Source organism: Micromonospora hortensis (assembly GCF_022230935.1).
Taxonomy (GTDB): Bacteria; Actinomycetota; Actinomycetes; order Mycobacteriales; family Micromonosporaceae; genus Micromonospora; species Micromonospora hortensis.
On record NZ_JAKKFE010000035.1, the window covers coordinates 1 to 19558 of the forward strand.

At 72.8% G+C, this 19558-nt stretch carries 15 protein-coding genes; 6 read left to right on the forward strand and 9 right to left on the reverse strand.

Annotation, left to right across the window (positions count from 1 at the left end; translation table 11 throughout):
- Positions 1 to 116 precede the first annotated feature (116 nt).
- On the forward strand, positions 117 to 3008 hold the full coding sequence (locus NIE111_RS24200; protein WP_238686639.1) for a helix-turn-helix transcriptional regulator: 2892 nt from the start codon (positions 117 to 119) through the stop codon (positions 3006 to 3008).
- 44 nt (positions 3009 to 3052) lie between these two features.
- On the opposite strand, the gene NIE111_RS24205 is transcribed toward NIE111_RS24200, so the two are convergent.
- Both NIE111_RS24205 and lipA read right to left on the reverse strand, forming a co-directional pair.
- Complete coding sequence (locus tag NIE111_RS24205) at positions 3053 to 4771, reverse strand: hypothetical protein (protein ID WP_238686640.1); 1719 nt, start codon at positions 4769 to 4771, stop codon at positions 3053 to 3055.
- A gap of 53 nt (positions 4772 to 4824) precedes the next feature.
- Complete coding sequence (gene lipA, locus NIE111_RS24210; protein ID WP_091407425.1) at positions 4825 to 5820, reverse strand: lipoyl synthase; 996 nt, start codon at positions 5818 to 5820, stop codon at positions 4825 to 4827.
- 453 nt (positions 5821 to 6273) lie between these two features.
- Here lipA and aspS point away from each other — a divergent pair, with 453 nt between their 5' ends.
- Positions 6274 to 7560, forward strand: a complete 1287-nt coding sequence (gene aspS, locus NIE111_RS24215) for an aspartate--tRNA(Asn) ligase (RefSeq protein ID WP_238686641.1) — start codon at positions 6274 to 6276, stop codon at positions 7558 to 7560.
- Between the two features lie 39 nt (positions 7561 to 7599).
- On the opposite strand, the gene lipB is transcribed toward aspS, so the two are convergent.
- Both lipB and NIE111_RS24225 read right to left on the reverse strand, forming a co-directional pair.
- The gene (gene lipB / locus NIE111_RS24220; RefSeq protein WP_238686642.1) at positions 7600 to 8241 is read right to left on the reverse strand and encodes a lipoyl(octanoyl) transferase LipB; all 642 of its coding nucleotides are present in this window, start codon (positions 8239 to 8241) and stop codon (positions 7600 to 7602) included.
- A 70-nt stretch (positions 8242 to 8311) separates the two neighbouring features.
- A complete protein-coding gene (locus NIE111_RS24225) occupies positions 8312 to 10144 on the reverse strand; it encodes a DUF6311 domain-containing protein (protein WP_238686643.1) in 1833 nt (610 codons plus the stop codon).
- A 216-nt stretch (positions 10145 to 10360) separates the two neighbouring features.
- On the opposite strand from NIE111_RS24225, the gene NIE111_RS24230 reads away from it, so the two are divergent.
- Positions 10361 to 11578, forward strand: coding sequence for an extracellular catalytic domain type 1 short-chain-length polyhydroxyalkanoate depolymerase (locus NIE111_RS24230; protein ID WP_238686644.1), 1218 nt, complete (start codon positions 10361 to 10363; stop codon positions 11576 to 11578).
- A gap of 98 nt (positions 11579 to 11676) precedes the next feature.
- Here NIE111_RS24230 and NIE111_RS24235 read toward each other — a convergent pair whose 3' ends face one another.
- Both NIE111_RS24235 and NIE111_RS24240 read right to left on the reverse strand, forming a co-directional pair.
- Positions 11677 to 12591 (reverse strand): LLM class flavin-dependent oxidoreductase, encoded by a 915-nt coding sequence (locus tag NIE111_RS24235; RefSeq protein ID WP_238686645.1) that lies wholly within the window; start codon positions 12589 to 12591, stop codon positions 11677 to 11679.
- 175 nt (positions 12592 to 12766) lie between these two features.
- Positions 12767 to 13672 carry a TIGR01777 family oxidoreductase gene (locus NIE111_RS24240; RefSeq protein WP_238686646.1) on the reverse strand — a complete coding sequence of 302 codons (906 nt, stop codon included), beginning with the start codon at positions 13670 to 13672 and terminating at the stop codon, positions 12767 to 12769.
- 312 nt (positions 13673 to 13984) lie between these two features.
- Here NIE111_RS24240 and NIE111_RS24245 point away from each other — a divergent pair, with 312 nt between their 5' ends.
- Entirely contained in the window at positions 13985 to 14836 is an 852-nt protein-coding gene (locus NIE111_RS24245; protein ID WP_238686647.1) for an NmrA family NAD(P)-binding protein, read from the forward strand.
- Positions 14837 to 14866: 30 nt separating this feature from the next.
- Here NIE111_RS24245 and NIE111_RS24250 read toward each other — a convergent pair whose 3' ends face one another.
- The gene (locus NIE111_RS24250; protein WP_238686648.1) at positions 14867 to 15865 is read right to left on the reverse strand and encodes an aldo/keto reductase; all 999 of its coding nucleotides are present in this window, start codon (positions 15863 to 15865) and stop codon (positions 14867 to 14869) included.
- Positions 15866 to 15921: 56 nt separating this feature from the next.
- On the opposite strand from NIE111_RS24250, the gene NIE111_RS24255 reads away from it, so the two are divergent.
- Positions 15922 to 16308, forward strand: coding sequence for a MerR family transcriptional regulator (locus tag NIE111_RS24255; protein WP_238686649.1), 387 nt, complete (start codon positions 15922 to 15924; stop codon positions 16306 to 16308).
- A 161-nt stretch (positions 16309 to 16469) separates the two neighbouring features.
- On the opposite strand, the gene NIE111_RS24260 is transcribed toward NIE111_RS24255, so the two are convergent.
- Positions 16470 to 16964, reverse strand: coding sequence for a hemerythrin domain-containing protein (locus NIE111_RS24260; protein WP_238686650.1), 495 nt, complete (start codon positions 16962 to 16964; stop codon positions 16470 to 16472).
- 111 nt (positions 16965 to 17075) lie between these two features.
- Positions 17076 to 18413, reverse strand: coding sequence for a low temperature requirement protein A (locus NIE111_RS24265; protein WP_238686651.1), 1338 nt, complete (start codon positions 18411 to 18413; stop codon positions 17076 to 17078).
- A 153-nt stretch (positions 18414 to 18566) separates the two neighbouring features.
- Between NIE111_RS24265 and NIE111_RS24270 the strand changes: the two genes are divergently transcribed.
- Complete coding sequence (locus NIE111_RS24270) at positions 18567 to 19502, forward strand: SDR family NAD(P)-dependent oxidoreductase (protein ID WP_238686652.1); 936 nt, start codon at positions 18567 to 18569, stop codon at positions 19500 to 19502.
- Positions 19503 to 19558 lie beyond the last annotated feature (56 nt).

A 19558-nucleotide genomic window follows, 5' to 3' on the forward strand; every position in this document is an offset into this window, starting at 1 on the left:
CCGCCACGCCCACGGCGCCCGGCGGGCTGACCGCTCGACCCGATCCGGCCCCGCCGCCCGGCCACCGGCCGATCGGCGGGGCCGGCGGGACGGGCCGCCATGGCATGCTCGAACACGTGACCGTACGCGCCGCCAGCTCAGTCCTCGTCGGGCGCCACCGCGAGACTGCGGCGTTGCGAGACGCGCTGGGCCGGGCGCGGGCCGGCGAGCCGACCACGGTGCTGGTCGGCGGCGAGGCGGGTGTGGGTAAGACCCGGCTGCTGGAGGAGTTCGCGGGCTGGGCCACCGACGGCGCGTCGCGGGTGCTCGTCGGCCAGTGCCTGGAGTTGGGCGAGGCGGGTCTGCCGTTCGCGCCGTTCGCCGCCGCGTTGCGCGCGGTGCTCCGCGCCGACGGCCCCGAGGTCTTCGCCGGCTACGAGGCGGAGTTCGCTCCGCTCCTGCCGGAGCTGGGCCGCGCCTCGGCGGCACTGACCACCCCGCGCGCGGTCCCGCTCAGCGACGCCCCGCGTGGCTACCTGTTCGACCTGGTCGCCGAGCTGTTCCAGCGGCTGGCCGATGCTCGCCCGCTGGTCCTGATCATCGAGGACCTGCACTGGGCCGACCGCTCCACCCGCGACCTCATCGGCTTCCTCGTCCGGGCGGCGAGGCCGGGCCGGCTGCTGCTGGTCTGCACCTACCGCACCGACGAGTTGCAGCGCGGGCACCCGCTGCGCCCGTTCCTCGCCGAGCTGGATCGGGCCCGGGGTGTGGAGCGGGTCGAGCTGGCTCGCCTGGACCGCGACGGCACCGCCGCGATCCTCGCCGACCTGCTCGGCGCCGAGCCGCTCGCCCGCGCGGTCGACGACGTCCACGACCGCACCCAGGGCAACCCCTTCTTCATCGAGGAGTTGGCCGTCGCCGGTGACCCGATCGGCTGCGCGGCGCTGCCTGAGACGTTGCGTGACCTGCTGCTGGCCCGGGTGGACCGGCTCCCCGAGCCGGCCCAGCGGGTGTTGCGGATCGCGGCCGCCGGCGGCACCCGTTTCGCCCATGACCTGCTCGCCGAGGTCGCCGGGCTGCCCGAAACCGAGTTGGAGGACGCGTTACGCGCTGCCGTCGCCGCCCAGTTGGTGGTGGCCGACCGGGACGGTGACTACGAGTTCCGACACGCGCTGGTCCGCGAGGCCGTACACGACGAGTTGTTGCCCGGTGAACACGCCCGGCTGCACGCCCGCTTCGCCGCCGCCATCGAGGCCCAGCCGCATCTGGTCGCCGCCGGCCGCGCCCCGGCCGAGATCGCCCACCACTGGCACGCCGCACACGACCACCCGCGTGCCCTCGTCGCCGCACGAGCCGCGGCGTGCGCCGCCGCCGACCGCTACGCGTACGCCGAGCAGCGCCGACTGCTGGAGCGGGCGCTGGAGTTGTGGGAACTGGTGCCGGACGCCGCCGACCTGCTCGGCATGGACCACCTGGCGTTGCTGGAGCAGACCCTCGACGCCGCGGTCACCGCAGGCGACTTCAGCCGGGCCATCACGCTGACCCGGGCCGGGCTGGCCGAGGTGGACGCCGACGCCACGCCGCTGCGCGCCGCCCGCCTGCTGGACCAGCGCGGTCGACTGATGGCCCTGCTCGGCAAGAGCGACGGCAGCCGCGAGCTGGATGAGGCGTACCGGCTGGCGGCCGGTGGCCCGCCCGGCGGGGAGCGGGTCCGGCTGCTCGCCGACATCGCCACCCACCTGGTCAAGATCGACCCACAGAAGGCGGCCCGGGTGGCAGCCGAGGCCGCCACCGACGCCGAGGCGCTCGGAGAACACGTGGCCCTGCTGTCGACGCGGATCGCGTTGCTCTGTCACGGCGAGCGGGACCTGACCGGCGGGCTGGCCGAGCTGGGCCGGGCGGCCGCCGCCGCCCGTGCGGCGGGCGACGCGCCGACCCTGGTGCTCGCCATGGTGTTCGAGTCGGACATGCTCTGCGAGCTGGGCCGCTACGCCGAATCGGCGCAGGCCGCCGAGGCCGGCGTGGCCGAGGCGCGACGGGTGGGGATCAGCCGCTCCACCGGGGCGTACCTGCTCTCCAACCGGGCCGAGGCGCTCATCGCGCTGGGTCGGTGGGACGAGGCCGAGGCGGTCTGCGCGGAGGCCGCCCGGATCGACCTGTCCGGTGTCACAGGTCTGCACTGGCTGCAGTTGGGCGCCGGGCTGCGGCTGGCCCGCGCCCATCCGGGCGCCGACGAGCTGGTCGACCGGGCGCTCACCTTCCTCAATCGACCGTACCTGTGGCCGAACCACCGCCTGCCCCTGCACGAGCTGGCGATCGAGGCGGCGCTGGCCGCGGACGACAAGGTCGAGGCGGTACGGGCGGCCCGCGTCGCCGTGGCCGACGAGAGCCTGCCGCAGCTGCCCCGGGAAGGGTGGCCGGTGCTCAGCGCCGTCGCGCGTACCGCCGCCCGGGTGGGTGACCGGGAGTTGGCGGCGGCGGTGGGGGCGCTCGCCACCGACCTGCCGGCGCGACACCCGGCGGCCCGCGCGCACGCCGCCCAGGTCACCGCGCTGCTCGCGGTCGGCGACCAGGCACTGCCGGCCTGGCGTGCGGCGGTCGACGCGTGGCGGGCCGATGGGCAGCCCCACCCGTTGGGCAGGGCGCTGCTGGCACTGGCCGAGGCGACCGCCGCCGCCGGGGAACGTGACGAGGCGGCGGCAGCGGTCACCGAGGCCACCGAGATCGGCCGGCGGCTAGGCGCGACCCCGCTGGTCGAGGCGGCCGCCACCCTGGCGCGGCGGGTCGGCCTGCGCGCCGGGGGCGGGGCCGGAGCGGACCTGCTGACCGCCCGGGAGCGGGAGGTGCTGCGCCTGGTCGCCGAGGGGCACAGCAACAGCCGGATCGCCGAGCGGCTGTTCATCTCTCCGAAGACGGCAAGCGTGCACGTCTCCCGGATCATCGCGAAGCTGGGTGTCACCAACCGGGTGGAGGCCGCCGCCCTGGCCCACCGCCTCGGCCTGCTCACCGAGGCCGCCGAGCCGCGCTGACGCGCGCCGAGGCCGCCGAGCCGCGCTGACGCGCGCCGCCGAGGTCAGCGCGGCAGGTAGATGCGCCAGCCCTCGATGGTGACCAGGTCGAGGCCGCCGGGCGTGACTCGCTGCCGCTCGTCGAGCACCTCCGCCAGGGGTGAGCCGGCCGGCGCGACCCAGGCCGGTGCCGCCGCGCTGTCCACCTCCCGCCGGTACGCGGGGTAGCGGTCGAAACCGGGGCGCAGACTGTCGTCGACGACCGCGCAGACCACCTGCTCCGCGCTGGCGAAGGTGAGCCGGTTGCAGGTCCAGTAGCCGGCGCGCACGTGCCGTACGCCGAGCTGACGCAGGGTGCTCACCAACTCGGTGTGCCGGGCCTCGGCGGCCCGGGTCGCCGGTACGGTCTCCGCTGCCCGCCAGGTGGCGTGGGCCGCGGTGCCCAGCGTGGCGGCGAGCAGCACCGCCGCGAGCGACCGGGCCAGCGTCGACCCGACGCCGCGCCGGCCGGTCGCCGCCGGACGCGGCCCGTGCCGGGCCACCGTCCACACCGGCCAGAGCAGCGCCGGCAGGGAGATGAGCAGGCAGGACAGGTAGCGGGAACTCTCCACCGGGGTGAGCCCGGCGGAACTGCTGACCGTGTACGCGCCGAGGGTGGCCACCGCGGCCAGCACGAGCGCCAGGCGTGCCGCCGCCGCCACCCGCGGCGACACCGCGTCGGGGCCGACAGCGGCAGAGCCAGCAGGGTCGGGGTCGGGGGCGCGCAGGGCACGCCAGGCGGTGGCGGCGGCGATGACCAGCAGCAGTGGCAGGGCGAGCGCCCACCACAGTTGCCAGGCGGCGCACTGGCCGGGAGCGCAGAAACCCATGCCCAGCGGCGGGCCGAGCACCAGGCCGCCGTGCAGCCGGTCCGGCCAGCCCGCGCTGGCGTTCGCACCGCTGGCCGCGAGCACGGCGTGCAGCGGGTTACGCCCGGCCAGCAGGCTGTGCAACAGCAGTGGGGCCGCCCCCAGCACGGCCGCCGCCGCGAGCAGCGCCCCGGGGGCACCCCGCAGCTCCCGGCGGCAGAACCCGACGAGGACCGCGCCGGTCGCCGCGACGTACGGCAACACGAGCGGGTCGACCCAGAGCATCAGCCCGGCCAGGAACCCCCACGCGGCCCAGCGCGCCAGCCGCCAGCCGGGTCGCCCAGTGCCGGCCGTCGGCCCGTCGGGTCGCCCAGCGTCGGCCGATCGCCGCCCCGGTCGACCGGTGGCCAGATCCACTGCGAGCAGGGCCAGCGCGGCCCCGGCCGCGTTCATCTCGGGGTAGCCGCCGCCGGCGATCAGCTGGTTCTTGACGATCCGGTCGGAACCGAGGGCCAGCAGCGCCACCATCAGCAGCCCGAACCACCGGTCCCCGGTCAGCCGCAGCGTCAACCGCCAGGCCAGCAGCAGGAACAGCGCGTACAGGGCCAGTGTGGGCAACCGCAGCCCGAGCAGCGACGGCCCACCGGCGAGGGCGAACACCGGCGCGGCCAGGTACGCCTCCAGCGTGCCCATGTACTGCTGGCCGTAGAACCAGACCGGGAAGCCCTCACCCCGGGCGATGTGCAGCGCGGCCAACCCCATGGTGGCCTCGTCGCTGTTGGTCGGCGGGGCGGCGTGCAGCAGCAGCCAGAGCCGGTGACCCACCCCGGCGAGCACTGCCAACCCGGTGAGCCAACCGACCAGGCCGGGGCGTGCGCCGGGTCGCCGGCGGGGCGAGTCCGCGCCGCGCGGCTGCTCGCGTACGCCGACGGTCATCACAGGATCATGACACCCGGGCGCCGAACGGCCGCGCGGCGCTGCCGGCGACGTCAGCTGGCGGTGGCGACCGAGGCGGCGGCGCGGGCGTCGATGGCCTGCTTGTAGAGCCGACCGGCCCGGTACGACGAGCGCACCAGCGGCCCGCTCATCACCCCGGCGAAGCCGATCTCCTCGGCCTCCTCGCGCAGCTCCACGAACTCCTCCGGCTTGACCCAGCGGGTCACCGGGTGGTGCCGGGGCGAGGGGCGCAGGTACTGGGTGATGGTGATCAGCTCGCAGCCGGCCTCGTGCAGGTCGCGCAGCGCCTGCGAGACCTCGGCCCGCTCCTCGCCCATGCCCAGGATGAGGTTGCTCTTGGTGACAAGGCCGTCGGCGCGGGCCTGGCGGATCACGTCCAGCGAGCGGTCGTAGCGGAACGCCGGCCGGATGCGCTTGAAGATGCGCGGCACTGTCTCCACGTTGTGGGCCAGCACCTCGGGACGGGAGCTGAAGACCTCGGCCAACTGCTCGGGGACGGCGTTGAAGTCCGGGATCAGCAGCTCGACGCCGCAGCCGGGCTGCAGGGCGTGGATCTGTCGGACGGTCTCGGCGTACAGCCAGGCGCCGCCGTCGGGCAGGTCGTCACGGGCGACACCGGTGATGGTGGCGTACCGCAGCCCCATCGAGACCACCGACTCGGCGACGCGACGCGGCTCGTCGGCGTCGAACTCGGCCGGCTTGCCGGTGTCGATCTGGCAGAAGTCGCAGCGCCGGGTGCACTGGTCACCACCGATGAGGAAGGTGGCCTCCCGGTCTTCCCAACACTCGTAGATGTTGGGGCAGCCGGCCTCCTGGCAGACGGTGTGCAGCCCTTCGCGCGAGACGAGCCCGCGCAGCTGGGTGTACTCCGGGCCCATCTTGGCCTTGACCTTGATCCATGGCGGTTTGCGCTCGATCGGCGTTTCGGCGTTGCGCGCCTCGATCCGCAGCAGGCGCCGCCCCTCGGGGGCCGCCGTTGCGGTGCGCGCTGCCTGGCCGGTCGTCGGCGCGGAGTGCTCGATCGTCACGAAAATGAGCCTACGCCGGACGGCAGGCGTCTATGTGCGTCAGGCGACCGGCGTCACGCCCCAAACGTTGTGACGCCGGACACCGGCCGGCCGGAAAAGGGCGTCACAGACCGGGGAATCGGGTGCTACGGTCGCCGGCAACAGCGACGACGGAGCCGAGTAGCCCCCGACCCGCCAGTGCAGAGAGCCGCCGGTGCTGAGAGGCGGTCTGGCACCGGGGCGCGAAGACCCTCCCGAGCTGCGGGAAGAACGGCCGCGGGTCACCCGCGCCCAGTAGAGCCCGCCCGGCTGGCCCCGGTCATCAGGCGACGAACGAGGCCCCCGCTCCGGCGGGGGCGAAGGTGTGGTGGCACCGCGAGGTTCCCGCTCGCCCACACCTCCCTGGGGCTGATGCGACGCTTTCGCCACCCCAGGGCGGCGACGGCGTGGCGATCGACCGAGGAGCAGTCCGCCATGCAACGAACCCTGTCCCAGCAACTGCCCGCCAGAATCGGCACGACAGTGCGGATCGCCGGCTGGGTGCACCGCCGCCGACTGCTCAAGTCGGTGGCCTTCCTGATCGTGCGGGACGCCACTGGCCTGGCCCAGGTGGTCGTCACCGACCCGGCCGTCCGCGCCGAGCTGGAGAAACTCACCGAGGAGACGGTCGTCGAGGTCACCGCGACGGCCACCGCGAACGGCACGGCGCCCGCCGGGGTCGAGCTGACCGACCCGACGGTACGTCTCCTCGGGCCGCCCGCCGTGCCGCCACCGTTCGACCTGTACCGGCCGGCGCTCACCGCGAGCCTGCCCACCCAGCTCGACAACGCTCCCACCGCGCTGCGGCACCCCACCCGGTCGGCCGCGCTGCGGATCTCGGCGGCCGCGGTGGCCGGGTTCCGGACCGCACTCGACGCCCAGGACTTCGTGGAGGTCCAGACGCCGAAGGTGGTCAGCTCCAGCACCGAGAGCGGGGCGAACGTGTTCTCGCTGGACTGGTTTGGCCGACCCGCGTACCTGGCCCAGTCGCCGCAGTTCTACAAGCAACTGATGGTCGGCGTCTTCGAACGTGTCTACGAGGTGGGGCCGGTCTTCCGGGCCGAACCGCACGACACCGTCCGGCACCTTGCCCAGTACACGTCGCTCGACGCGGAGCTGGGCTTCATCGCCGACCACCGGGACGTGATGCGGGTGCTGCGCGACACGGTGGCCGGGATGCTGGACGCGGTGAGCGGGCGGGCCGGCAGCGCCCTGGCGACGCTCGGCGTCACGCCGCCGCAGGTGCCGGCGGAGATCCCGGCGGTGCACTTCACCGAGGCGCTGACGATCGCCGGGGCGCCCGCCGACGAGCCGGACCTCGCGCCGGCCCACGAACGGGCGCTGGGCGAGTGGGCCCTGCGCGAACACGGGTCGGACTTCCTCTTCGTCACCGGCTATCCGATGGCGAAGCGGCCCTTCTACACCCACCCGGACCCGGCGCGGCCCGCGTACTCGAACGGTTTTGACCTGCTCTTTCGGGGTCTGGAGCTGGTCACCGGCGGGCAGCGGCTGCACCGGCACGCCGACTACCTGGCGGCGTTGGCGGCCCGGGGTGAGCCGGTCGAGCCGTACGTCGGCTACCTGGACGCGTTCCGGCACGGCATGCCACCGCACGGTGGCTTCGCCATCGGCCTGGAACGGTTCGTGGCCCGGCTGGTCGGCGCGGCAAACATCCGGGAGGTCACCGCGTTCCCGCGTGACCTGCACCGACTGACGCCGTGAGCGAGGCGGCCCCCGGCGTCGCCGCCCGGGGGCCGCCGCTCAGACCTTGATGAGGGTGGAGAGCCGGCGCTCGACCACCGGCAGCACGTCGGCGACGCTGATCGGGCGGCCCAGCTCGGCGGTGAGCGAGGTGACGCCCGCGTCCCGGATGCCGCACGGCACGATCCGGTCGAAGTACGTCAGGTCGCAGTCGCAGTTGATCGAGAAGCCGTGCAGGGTGACGCCCCGGGCCACCCGGATCCCGATGGCCGCCACCTTGCGGGCCGGCCCCCGGTCGTCCTCGGGCACCCAGACGCCGCTGCGCCCCTCGACCCGGCCGGCGGTCAGCCCGAACTCGGCACACACGTCGATGAGCAGCTCTTCGGTTCGGCGCACGTAGGCGACCACGTCCACCGGGTCGGGCAGGCGCAGGATCGGGTAACCGACGAGCTGACCCGGCCCATGCCAGGTGATCTTGCCGCCACGGTCCACGTCGACGACCGGAGTGCCGTCCATGGGCCGGTCCCACGGTTCGGTGCGCTTGCCCGCGGTGTAGACGCTCGGGTGCTCCAGCAGCAGCACCGTGTCGCCGCGCTCGCCAGCCACCACCGACTCGTGCAGGCGCCGCTGCTCGTCCCAGGCGGCCTGGTAGTCGAGCAGGCCGGCGCGGACGGCCGTCAGGCCGGGGGTCGTCGTCGTCACGGCAACAAGCCTAGTCCCGTCAGAGGCGATCATCCCTGGTGAGCCGCCTCACCAGGGATCTCGTCGTGGCCTATCGATCCGCGGGCGGGATGCGCCAGAGCCAGACGTCGTCGACCCGTTGCGGCTCGCCGAACAGGGCGGTGCCGGTACGCAGCAGCGCCTTCTCGTCGACCTCGAACTTCGCGCCGTGCACCTCGTCGGCGAGCACCACCGTCTCGATGCGCCAGTGCCGCAGGTCCGACTGGACCTCCCGGATCGTCCCGTCGGTGACGATGGGGACCAGCCCGGTGCGGCCGGCCTGGTCCATCAACGCGCTCAACGTGCGCGGCACCGGACCGATCCGGCCCCGCCCGTCCGGCCCGCCGGGGCCGAGGAAGAAGCCGCCCGGGATGGCGAACTCGCCCTGGCGGTGCGACAACGCGTACGCCTGCCAGCGCTGGCCGTCCGGGTAGATGTCCACAGTCAGCGGCACCGGGGTCAGCACCCCGTCGGGCGACACGTAGTCCCGCCACGTCCCGGAGGTGATGAAGCGCGGGATCGGCTCCCGCTCGTCGGTCAGCAGTGGGGTGGGCAGCAGCGGCACCAGGGCCACCGCGAAACCCAGCAGCCAGGCCAGTTCCGTAGTGCGGTGCCGGGGTGGTGCGGCGCGCAACTGGTCGACGACGTACGCCAGCAACAGCCCGACCACCGGCGCGACCACCAGCGCCAGCCGGGCCGGCAGCGCGGCGTTCACCACCGGCAGTTGTCCGACCAGGTCGAACGGCATGGGTAGATCGGTGCGTCGGCCGGCGACCTTGGCGACCGGCCCGAAGGAGAGCACCGTGAAGATCAGCGCGAGCGCGCCCAGGGCCCAGAGGGTGGCCCGGCGGTGCCTGTCGGCCCGCCGCCAGAGCACGACGAAACAGATCACTGTGAGCACCAGCAGCGGGATGCCGAAGAACGAGTTCTCCTCCGTCGGGTTCGGCGCCAGCGAGGTGCCCAACCCGGCCTCGCCGGCCAGCGAGCGGCGCGGGAAGGCAGCGAACGCCGCGATGTCCTCCGAGTGGATCACCGGGTCGAAGCCGGTGCCGTGGAACCGTTGTGGCCCGGCGAAGTGCAACCACAGGGGGTACGACAGCAGCACGCCGGCGACCACTGCGGTCACCCCGAGCCCGCGCAGGAAGGTGGGCAGCGCGGCGCGGGCCTCCACCCGGTTGGCCGGGTGCAGCGCCCAGATGGCGACGAACACCCCCAGCGCCAGCGCGGTGAAGAAGAGCCCTTCGGCGGCGATCGAGAAGGCCACAGCGACCAGCACGCCGAGGATCACCCCGTCCCGAAGCCAGTGCCCGGCGCGGCGTAGCGCGAACAGCCGCCAGATCAGCAGCGGCACCAGCCAACCGGCGGTCCAGTTCAGGTGCGCGTTGGCGTGCGACACCATGCCCGGGGAGTAGGCGATGAACAGGGCGCCGACCCCGGCGGCCAGCTGGCTGTGGACCAGGTGCCGGGAGAGCAGCCAGTACCAGACCAGCGCGGTGGCGAGCAGGTTCAGGGTGAGGATCACCAGGAACGTCGCCGGCGGCCCGATCAGGTACGTGAGCGGCGCGAAGACCACCGCGTACACGGTGATCGTCGTGTTGACCGCGAGGTTCACGCCGTCCGGGACGTTGATCAGGTAGGTGAAGAGCGGGTTGTCCCAGTGGGTGACCGCGTGCCCACCGAACGCCAGCAGCCATTCGAAGAGCGCCTGGTCGCTGGAGTTGACGGTGATGGTGCGGACGTTCGGGTCCCGCCAGAGCCCACTGGTCACCCAGACGGCGAGCGCGAGCGCCACCAGCACGACGATCAGGTCGGCCCGGCGGTCCCGGACGGTGCGCGGCGGCGACACGGGTGCGGGCCCGGTGGCCAGCGACGGGGAGGACGGCACGCAGCGGACGTTACCAACCGGACCTGGACGGGCCGGTCAGACCTGCAAGGACGGGACCGTTGGGGACGGAATCGGTCCGCCACGGCGACGGTCCGACGTACACAGCGTCCGTCGTGAATGTGTGAGTGTGCCCCATGTCATAGCGCCGACACGTCGTCGTAACGTCACGGCAACTCGACAGTGACCCAGTTCACAGTCCGCCCTCAGGAGGCCGCCGTGCGCCGCTCCTCGTCCACCCTCACCCGCCTGCTCGGTGCGGTCGCCGGGCTCGCTCTCGCCGTCGCGGGCGCGGTCGCCGTCGCCGCCCCCGCGCAGGCCGCCACCCTCACCCAGGTCACCGGGTTCGGCTCCAACCCCGGCAACCTCGCCATGTACGCCTATCGGCCGGACGGCCTGCCGGCCAACTCCCCAGCCGTCGTCCTGCTGCACGGCTGCACCCAGAACGCCTCCGGCTACTTCGCCAACTCCGGCTGGCAGAAGTACGCCGACCAGTGGAAGTTCGCCCTGATCGTCGCCCAGCAACCCTCCGGCAACAACGCCAACTCCTGCTTCAACTTCTTCGAGGCGGGGGACACCACACGAGGCCAGGGTGAGGCGCTGTCGATCAAGCAGATGGTCGACCACGCCAAGACGAACTACGGGGTCAACGGCTCCCGGGTCTACGTCAGCGGGCTCTCCGCGGGCGGGGCGATGAGCGCTGTCATGCTGGCCACCTACCCGGACGTCTTCGCCGCCGGATCGATCATCGCGGGGATCCCGTACCGCTGCGCCACCAGCATGGTCAACGCGTTCAGCTGCATGAACCCGGGTGCGGACAAGACCCCGGCCGCGTGGGGCGACCTGGTCCGCGGCGCGTACTCCGGCTACACCGGCCCGCGCCCCCGGGTGGCCATCTGGCACGGCACCTCGGACTACACGGTCACCCCGCTCAACGGCACCGAGTCCCGCGACCAGTGGACCAACGTGCGCGGCGTGTCGCAGACCCCGACCAGCACCTCGTCGCTGCCCGGCAACACCAGCCTCGAGGTGTACGGCAACGACGACGTGCGCCTCTACCGGATCTCCGGGATGGGCCACGGCACTCCGGTCGACCCGGGCTCGGCGGCCGAGCAGTGCGGCACCGCTGGCGCGTACTTCCTGGACACCATCTGCTCGACGTACCGTGACGCGCTCTTCTTCGGTCTGAACGGCGGCGGGACCAACCCGACCCCGACCCCGACGGCCACCCCCACGCCGACCCCGACGGCCACTCCGACCACACCGCCGACCTGTGTGACGGCCAGCAACTACGCGCACGTGGCGGCCGGTCGCGCGTACCAGTCCGGCGGCTACGCCTACGCCAACGGCTCCAACCAGCGGATGGGCTTGTACAACACCTTCTACACCAGCGCCCTCAAGCAGACCGCCCCCAACCACTGGGTGGTCGGCTGCTGAGTCCCACCCTCCTTGCCCGTGTTGATCAAGAGGTTTGCGTCATCCGGAAGCCGGAATCTGACGCAAACCTCTTGATCAACGGGGTTGTCGGCGGGGGCTCAGGTTGGGCGGGCCAGGACCGGCGCTAGCGGATCCAGCGCGTCGCCGCGGACCACGAACCGGGTCACCCCCCAGCGCCGTTCGTGTTCGGCGACCGCCGTGACGATCTCGTCCACAGTGCCGATCAGTACGAACGGGGTGGCCAGTAGTTCGGCGGCCGTCATGCCGTTGCGGCGGGCCTGTTCCGCGGCGGCAGCCTCCGCGTCGTCGGTGACCAGCACCGTCTGCACCAGCGCCTCCAGCGCCGGCGGGTCGGTTCGGCCGGCCGCGCCGGCGGCCACGCAGGCCACCTGGGCCTCGATCTGGTCGGCCCGCCAGCGCGCCTCATGCTGGTGGCCGTCGGCGAGGGTACGTCCGAACCCGGTCAGCCCGACCACGTCGGCGTGCGCGCCGGCCCAGCGCAGCAGCGTCGAGTTCGCCGTACCCATCGTCAACGGGATCCGGTCCTGCACCGGCCGGGGTTCGCGCAGCACCGCCTCGCGCATCGTCAGCTCGGCCGAGTCGACGGTGACCGAGGCGCCGTCGAGCAGGGCGCGGACCGCCTCGGCGACGGCCACGCAACGGCGGACCCGGCCGGCCACGTCGGGGCGTTCCCGGCCCACCGCGCGCCACTCCGCCGGGGTGTGACCGGCGCCGACGCCGAGCCGGGCCCGACCGCCGGAGATCAGATCGAGGGTGGCCACGTCGGCCGCGAGCAGCATCGGTTCCCGTACGCCGAGGTTCGAGACGTACGAGCCGAGCCCGATCGTCGAGGTGACCGGGGCGGCGGCGGCCAGCGCCACGAACGGTGACGTCACGTCGCCGGGGTGGTCCGCGGCGAGCAGAGCGTCGAAGCCGACGCTCTCGGCCCGGCGGGCCAGCTCGGCCCAGCTCGCCGCGTCCGTCGGGGTGGCCTGGAGGGAGAAGGTCGCCATCGGTCCAGCATCGGCCCACGCTGGCCCACCGGCGACCCGCCGACAGCCGATTCTGCCAAGGGCCGAACCACCCCCCGGGTGAACCCTGTCGATCATGAAGTTGTTGTTACGACACGCCGGGGCGATCGGCAACAACTTCATGATCAACGCGAACGGGGGCGGGACCGGGACCGGGTCAGGGGGTTGGGGTTAGGGCTGTTTGGAGGGCTTGGGGGAGGGTGGGGTGCTGGTAGGGGTAGGCGGCTCTCGCCAGGACTCCGGGGAGGACTCGGGTGCTGGTGAGGGCCTCGTGGGAGAAGCCGCCGAGGACCACCTTGAGCGCCAGCGCGGGGATCGGGATGATCGCCGGCCGGTGTAGTTGCCGGGCCAGCTCGCGGGTGAACTCGGCGTTGGTGACCGGGTTCGGCCCCACCACGTTGACCGGGCCGGCGATGTCGTCGCGGTCGAGCAGGAAGCGTGTCGCGTCCAGCCAGTCAGCCATCGAGATCCACGGCAGCCACTGCCGGCCACTGCCCAGCCGGCCGGCGATGCCCAGCTTGAACGGCAGCAGTTGTGGCTTGAGTAGCCCGCCCTCGCGGTGCAGCGGCAGACCGGTACGCAGCCGGACCACGCGTACCCCGGCGTCCTCGGCCGGCCGGGTCGCGGCCTCCCACACCCGGCAGACGTCGGCCAGGAAGCCCTCGCCGGCCGGCGCGTCCTCCTCGACCGCGCGGTCGCCCGTGTTGCCGTACCAGCCGACGGCCGATGAGTTGAGCAGCACCCGGGGTCGGTCCGCGGCGGGGAGCCCGGCGATGGTGGTCGCCAGCGTGGTGGTGGTGTCCACCCGACTGGTGCGGATCAACCGCCGGTAGTCGTCGTTCCAGCGTTTGTCGCCGACACCCGCGCCGGCCAGGTTGACCACGGCGTCGGCCTCGGCGACCACGGCCGGGTCGAGCTGCCCGGCAGCAGGGTCCCACCGCCGCTCCTGCGGCCCGCCCGGCGCTCGACGGACCAACCGGGTGACCTCGTGCCCGTCGCTGACGAGCAGGTCGGCCAGCCGGGTGCCAAGGAAGCCGGACGCGCCGGCCAGAAGGATCCGCATACCCCCATCTTCGTCCAGAACGCCACCGGTGGATGCGTGGGGCTGCCAAAGGTGGGGGCGTTTCGGCGAACGAACGTGCGCGGAACCCTTGTGCGGCCTGAAAGCGCAGGTCAACGGCTGTTCCGGGTACCGAAAAAGGCTGTCGCGCGCATTCGGTGCCGGTCGCGTTTCCGCAGGTCAGAGCGAACGTGAATGCAATGTTCGCGATTGCTTGCGGCATCGATCTGGCTGACCATGAGCCATCCGAGAGCGCCCCGGAATGGCGGGGTCGGCTCACCGTGCCCACCGTCGGGCGACACCTGAGGAGGAACCATGCCGATCCTGGTGACCGGAGCGACCGGAACCGTCGGAGGCAGCCTGGTCCGGCAACTGGTGGCCGCCGGCCACGACGTACGCGCACTGACCCGCGATCCCACCTCGCCGGCGGCCACCGCGCTGCCCGGCCAGGTGGAGGTGATGGCCGGCGACTTCGCCAGGCCCCACACGCTGGTCCCGGCGCTGCGCGGCGTGCCGCGGATGCATCTGGTCGCGATGGACGGGTACGGGCCGCTGAGCACCGGTGCGGAGATTCTGGAGCTGGCCCGTCAGGCCGGCGTCCGCCGGGTCACCCACCTCGGCCACAACGATCCGAGCCGGGCCGACGACGACCCGCTCGAGGCGCCCCACCGGCCGCTGCACCGGGCCGTCGAGAACTCGGGCCTGGAATGGACGCACGTCTTCCCGGGCGAGTTCATGGCGAACACCCGCGAGTGGGCGGCCGGCATCCGCGCCGAGGGGGTGGTGCGGGCGCCGTTCGGGGACTGGAACAGCGCGCTGGTCCACGAGGCGGACATCGCCGCGGTCATCGTGGCCGCGCTGACCGAGGACGGCCACGCCGGCCGGGTGTACCAACCTACGGGGCCCGAGCCGGTCCGTCGCCGGGACGCGGTCCGGATGATCGGCGAGGCGATCGGCCGTCCGGTGCGCTTCGACGAACTGACCCCGGAGCAGGCCCGCGAGCACTGGAAGGACCACTATCCCGTTGAGGTGATCGAGTGGTTCCTGGAGATGGGGCGCTATCTCGACGGCAACGCCTGGGTCGCCCCGGACGTCGAGCAGGTGACCGGACGCCCCGGGCGCACGTTCCGGCAGTGGGCCGCCGAGCACGCTGACGACTTCCGGTGACAACGCCCGGGGCGTGGACCGGCCCGGCGGTCAGGCCGCGTGGGCCGGGCGCAGGTCGGCGAGCAGTCGCTCCACCTCGGCGTACGACTCGGGGCTCAGCGGGCCGAGCGTCAGGGTGGCCAGGTTCTCGTCGGCCTGGGCCACCGTGCGCAGGCCGGGAATCGGCACGGTACGGGGGCTGCGCGCCAGCAGCCAGCCGAGCGCGCCCTGTGCGAGGGTGCGCCCGTCGGCGGTGAGCGCAGCGCGGACCTGATCGACCCGGCTCGCCCAGCGCGGCGTCGGCCGGCCGTCGGTGAACCACTCCAGCCACTCCGGTGCCCGTCCGCGCACGTCGTCCGCCCCGACCGCCCGGGTCGACCCGGTGAGCAGCCCCATCGCCAACGGACCACGGTTGAGGCTGGCCAGGTCGTGCTTGTCGCAGACCGCCAGCACCGCCGCGTTGTCGCGCAGCACCGACTCGTCGTGCTGGATCGCTGCGCAGTGCGCGCCGGCGACCGCGAACGCCTCCGCCGAGGCCGGGTCGTCGGTGCTCCAGCCGTACGCCCGGATCTTGCCCTGGTCGACCAGGGCCTCCAGGGTGTCGACCAGATCGAGCGCGGCGGGCACCGGCAGTGCGTTGATGTGCAGTTGGTAGAGGTCGACGTAGTCGGTGCCGAGGCGGCGGAGCGAGTCTTCCAGGCTGCGCACCGCGAAGGCCGGGCTGGCGTCGGTGCCAAGCGCCCGCCGCGTGCTCTCCTCGCTGACGTTGCCGAACTTGGTGGCGATCACCACGCTGTCCCGCCGCCCGGCCACTGCTCGACCGAGGATCCGCTCGCTGTGCCCGGCGCCGTAGTTGCTGGCGGTGTCGAACAGCGTCACCCCGAGATCGAGCGCCCGGTGGATGGTGCGGATCGACTCGTCGTCGTCCACCTCACCCCAGCCGAACGGCTGCCCGTCGTCACCCCAGAGCGGGCCGCCGATGGCCCAGCACCCCATTCCGATCGCGCTCACAGTGATGCCGCTGCGTCCCAGCGTCCGTGTCGTCGTCATGGTCACCAGCCTCCAACCTGGAGCGCGCTCCAGGTCAAGCACTAGCATCTCGCGACATGAGCGGTTACGCCCCCTCGGAGGCCGCCCGCCGCAGCGGCTTCAGCCTGGACACCCTGCGGTACTACGAGAAGATTGGCCTGCTCGCGGACGTGGAGCGTACGGCGGGCGGGCAGCGGGTCTTCACCGACGACGACCTCGGCTGGCTGGTGCTGTTCCGCTGCCTGCGCGACACCGGGATGCCGATCGCGCAGATGCGCCGCTACGCGCAACTGGCCCGCGACGGTGAGCACACCACCGACGAGCGGCACGAGTTGCTGTGCCACCACGCGGCGCGGGTCGAGGAGCAGATGCGCCTGCTCCAGCGCCAGTACGACCACCTGCGGGAGAAGATCCGCTTCTACGAGCGACTGCCCGGCACGGCACCGGGGTCGGAGCCCGGCTAGGGCCTGTTTCATGAGAACTGGCCGGCCTGCGGCGGGCCCGAACGACGACCGGCGGCGTTGCGGTTTCGTCCGGATACCACACCGGTATCCGAACGAAACCGCGCCTTGCCGGATCGCCGCCCGGACTCCGCCTCGGCTCGACCGCCCTGTTGAAATAGGCCCTAGGAGGGACCGGGCGCGGTCAGGCCGAGTAGTTCCTCGGTGGTACCGGTTCGACCGGTGAGCGCGTTCAGGGCGGTGACCAGCCGCTTCTCCTCGTAGCGGAAGTGCGACTCCAGCAGGGCGGCCAGCCCGCCCAGTTCGGCGCGCACCTGGTCGACCGGCACCGCCGCGTCGCCGCCCAGCAGTGCCTCGACCCGTTCCAGGATTCCCGCCACCACCTCGTGATCGGTGATCAGGTTGTCGATGACCGGGCGCAGCTCGGGGGCTTCCTCGGCCAGCAACCGGAACGCGCCCGCGTCCTCACCGCTGTGGTGTCGGCCCAGCGCGGCGCAGAAGGTCAGGCAGTGTGCCCGCAGGTCCCGGGACGGGCTGTCGAGGCTTGCCTGGAGCCGGGCCAGTTCCGCGCTGAGCCAGAGGTGAATCTCGATCATCTGATTGCCGACGGCGGCGAGCCGGCCGGCCGGTGAACCGGTTGGGTGCACGTTTCGTCCCATGCTGTCCCCGCGCCTCCATGCCCACGGCGGCCTTCGGGCCGGGTGCACTGCGACGCTGCGCCGAAGTCTAGGGCCGGCCGGTCATGCCGACAAACCCGGGAAACGCCGCGGTCACGGCGTGGTCGGTTCGTCGGTCTCCCGGACGTCGTGCCAGCGCGCCCGCCAGGCGGCCTCATGGGCCTCGTGGCTGGTCCGCTCCTGGAAGACGGCGGCCCGCAGGGCGTGCCGGGATTGCGCCATCACCATCACCTCCACGGCCACCAGCGCCACGCAGATCACTGTCGCGAGGGTGAGCGCGCCCAGCGCTGGCAGGTGCTGGCCGACCGGAAGGGCCGCCGTGAGCACCACTATGACGCCGACGCGGGTCCACGTGACGGTGTGCAGGGTGCGAAGCTGGAAGAGCAGGTTGACGGCGAAATAACAGATCAACCCGCCGAAGAGCATCGGCACCGCCGGCCCCTCGACCTTCTCGGCGATCCCGCCGGCCGGGTCGGTGATCTTGTGCAGGACCTCCTCGTTGCCGATCGAGAAGAGGATCACCCCGGCGATCATCGGCAGGTAGAGATACGCGTACGCGTCGCGGGCCATCGCCACCCGGGGAGCGCCCTCCGCCGCGTGCAGGGCGATCCGGGCGGCCGGCCCGATGAAGTCGAAGTGCGCCCACCATAGGGCTGCGGTGACCACGATGCCGAGCGCGGCGGCGGCCACCGCCGGCCAGGTGACCGGCTTGCCGAGCAGGTTGCCGCCGACGCCCGTCGAGATGATCGACTCGCCCAGCGCGATGATCAGGATGAGGTCGTAGCGCTCGGTCCAGTGCTCGGCGCTGGTCACCCCCCAGCCCCAGGTCCCGACGATGAAGCCGGTGGCGTACTGCACCACCACCACGGTGATCCACAGCCCGTCGCGGACCAGGGCGGCCCGGTCGGGGTCGCTGATCTGCGGCGGGATGAGCGCGGCGGCCAGCAGCAGCACGATGCTCACCGCCAGCTCCGGCGCGAACCGCCGCAGCTGCCGCCGCTCCTGCGGGCTGTCCCGCACCACATGCTGATAGAGGATCATGTGTACGGCCCGGACCACGACGTAGCTGATGGCCACCAGCATCGGGCCGGCGGCGCTCCCCTTCGGGTCGTTGAATGCCTGCGGCAGCGCCAGCGCGAACGCGAACAGGGCGACCATCGCGATCACCATGAGCACCGGGACGTAGCCCTCGCCGAGCCGGACCCGGGTGGCGACCAGGCTGTGCACCACCCAGATCCACCAGAGCACGGCGAGCACCAGGCCGGCGTGCACCAGTTGCCGACCGGAGATGTTCGCGGCGGTGGCCCGGGTGATGATGAAGAACGAGAAGACGAAGACCAGGTCGAAGAAGACCTCGAACTTGTCCACCCGGGCGCCCGGGGCGATCGGGACGGCCGGTCCCAACTGTCCACCCCGCCGGTAGCCGCCCACAATCCCACTCTGGCAGCGTCCGGGCTGCTCGGAGGCCCGAACGGCGATGGCGGCGGGGCCCCGCGTTACCTCCGGCCCGGGTCGGGGAAACAGCGGGGCCACGGCCTCGCGCAGCGGGCCGGTCGGTCCGCCCACCCCGGACAAGGATGGACAATGACGACCAACAACCCGATCACCACTTCGTTCGCCCATCACTCCACGGCCATGGACGTGATCCGGGGCGTGGACCTCGTCGGGCGGCGGGCGATCGTCACCGGCGGGTCCTCCGGGATCGGCGTGGAGACCGCCCGCGCCCTGGCCAGCGCTGGCGCGGAGGTGACCCTGGCCGTTCGCAACCCCGACGCGGGTCAGCAGGCCGCCAACGACATCACCGCCACCACCGGCAACGACCGCGTCCTGGTCGCCCCGCTCGACCTCGCCGACCAGGGTTCGGTCGCCGACTTCGTGGCCAACTGGGACGGCCCGCTGCACATCCTGGTCAACAACGCCGGCATCATGGCCGCACCCCTGTCCCGCACCCCGCAGGGTTGGGAGATGCAGTTCGCCACCAACCACCTGGGGCACTTCGCGCTCGCCACCGGGCTGCGCCCGGCACTCGCCGCCGGCGACGGGGCCAGGATCGTCTCGGTCAGCTCCGCCGCCCACCTGCGCTCACCGGTGGTCTTCGAGGACATCCAGTACGACAAGCGGGAGTACGAGCCGTGGCAGGCGTACGGGCAGTCCAAGACGGCCAACGTGCTGTTCGCCGTGGAGGCCACCCGGCGCTGGGCCGACGACGGCATCCTCACCAACTCGCTGATGCCCGGCGCGATCCGGACCAACCTCCAGCGCTACGTGAGCGAGGAGGAGTTGGACCGGCTGCGCGCCGGCAACGCGGCGTCCTGGAAGACGGTCGAGCAGGGTGCGGCCACCTCAGTGCTGGTCGCCGCCTCGCCGCTGCTCGACGGCGTGGGCGGGCGCTACTTCGAGGACTGTCAGCAGGCCGCCCCCGCCCAGCCCGGTGGGCGGACGGGTGTCGCCGACTACGCGCTGGACCCGGATGCCGCCGAGCGGCTCTGGAAGGTCTCGACCGCGCTGCTCAAGAGCTGAGGACCGCAGACGAGAGGGCGCCCCGGTCGACGACCGGGGCGCCCTCTCGGCGTTAG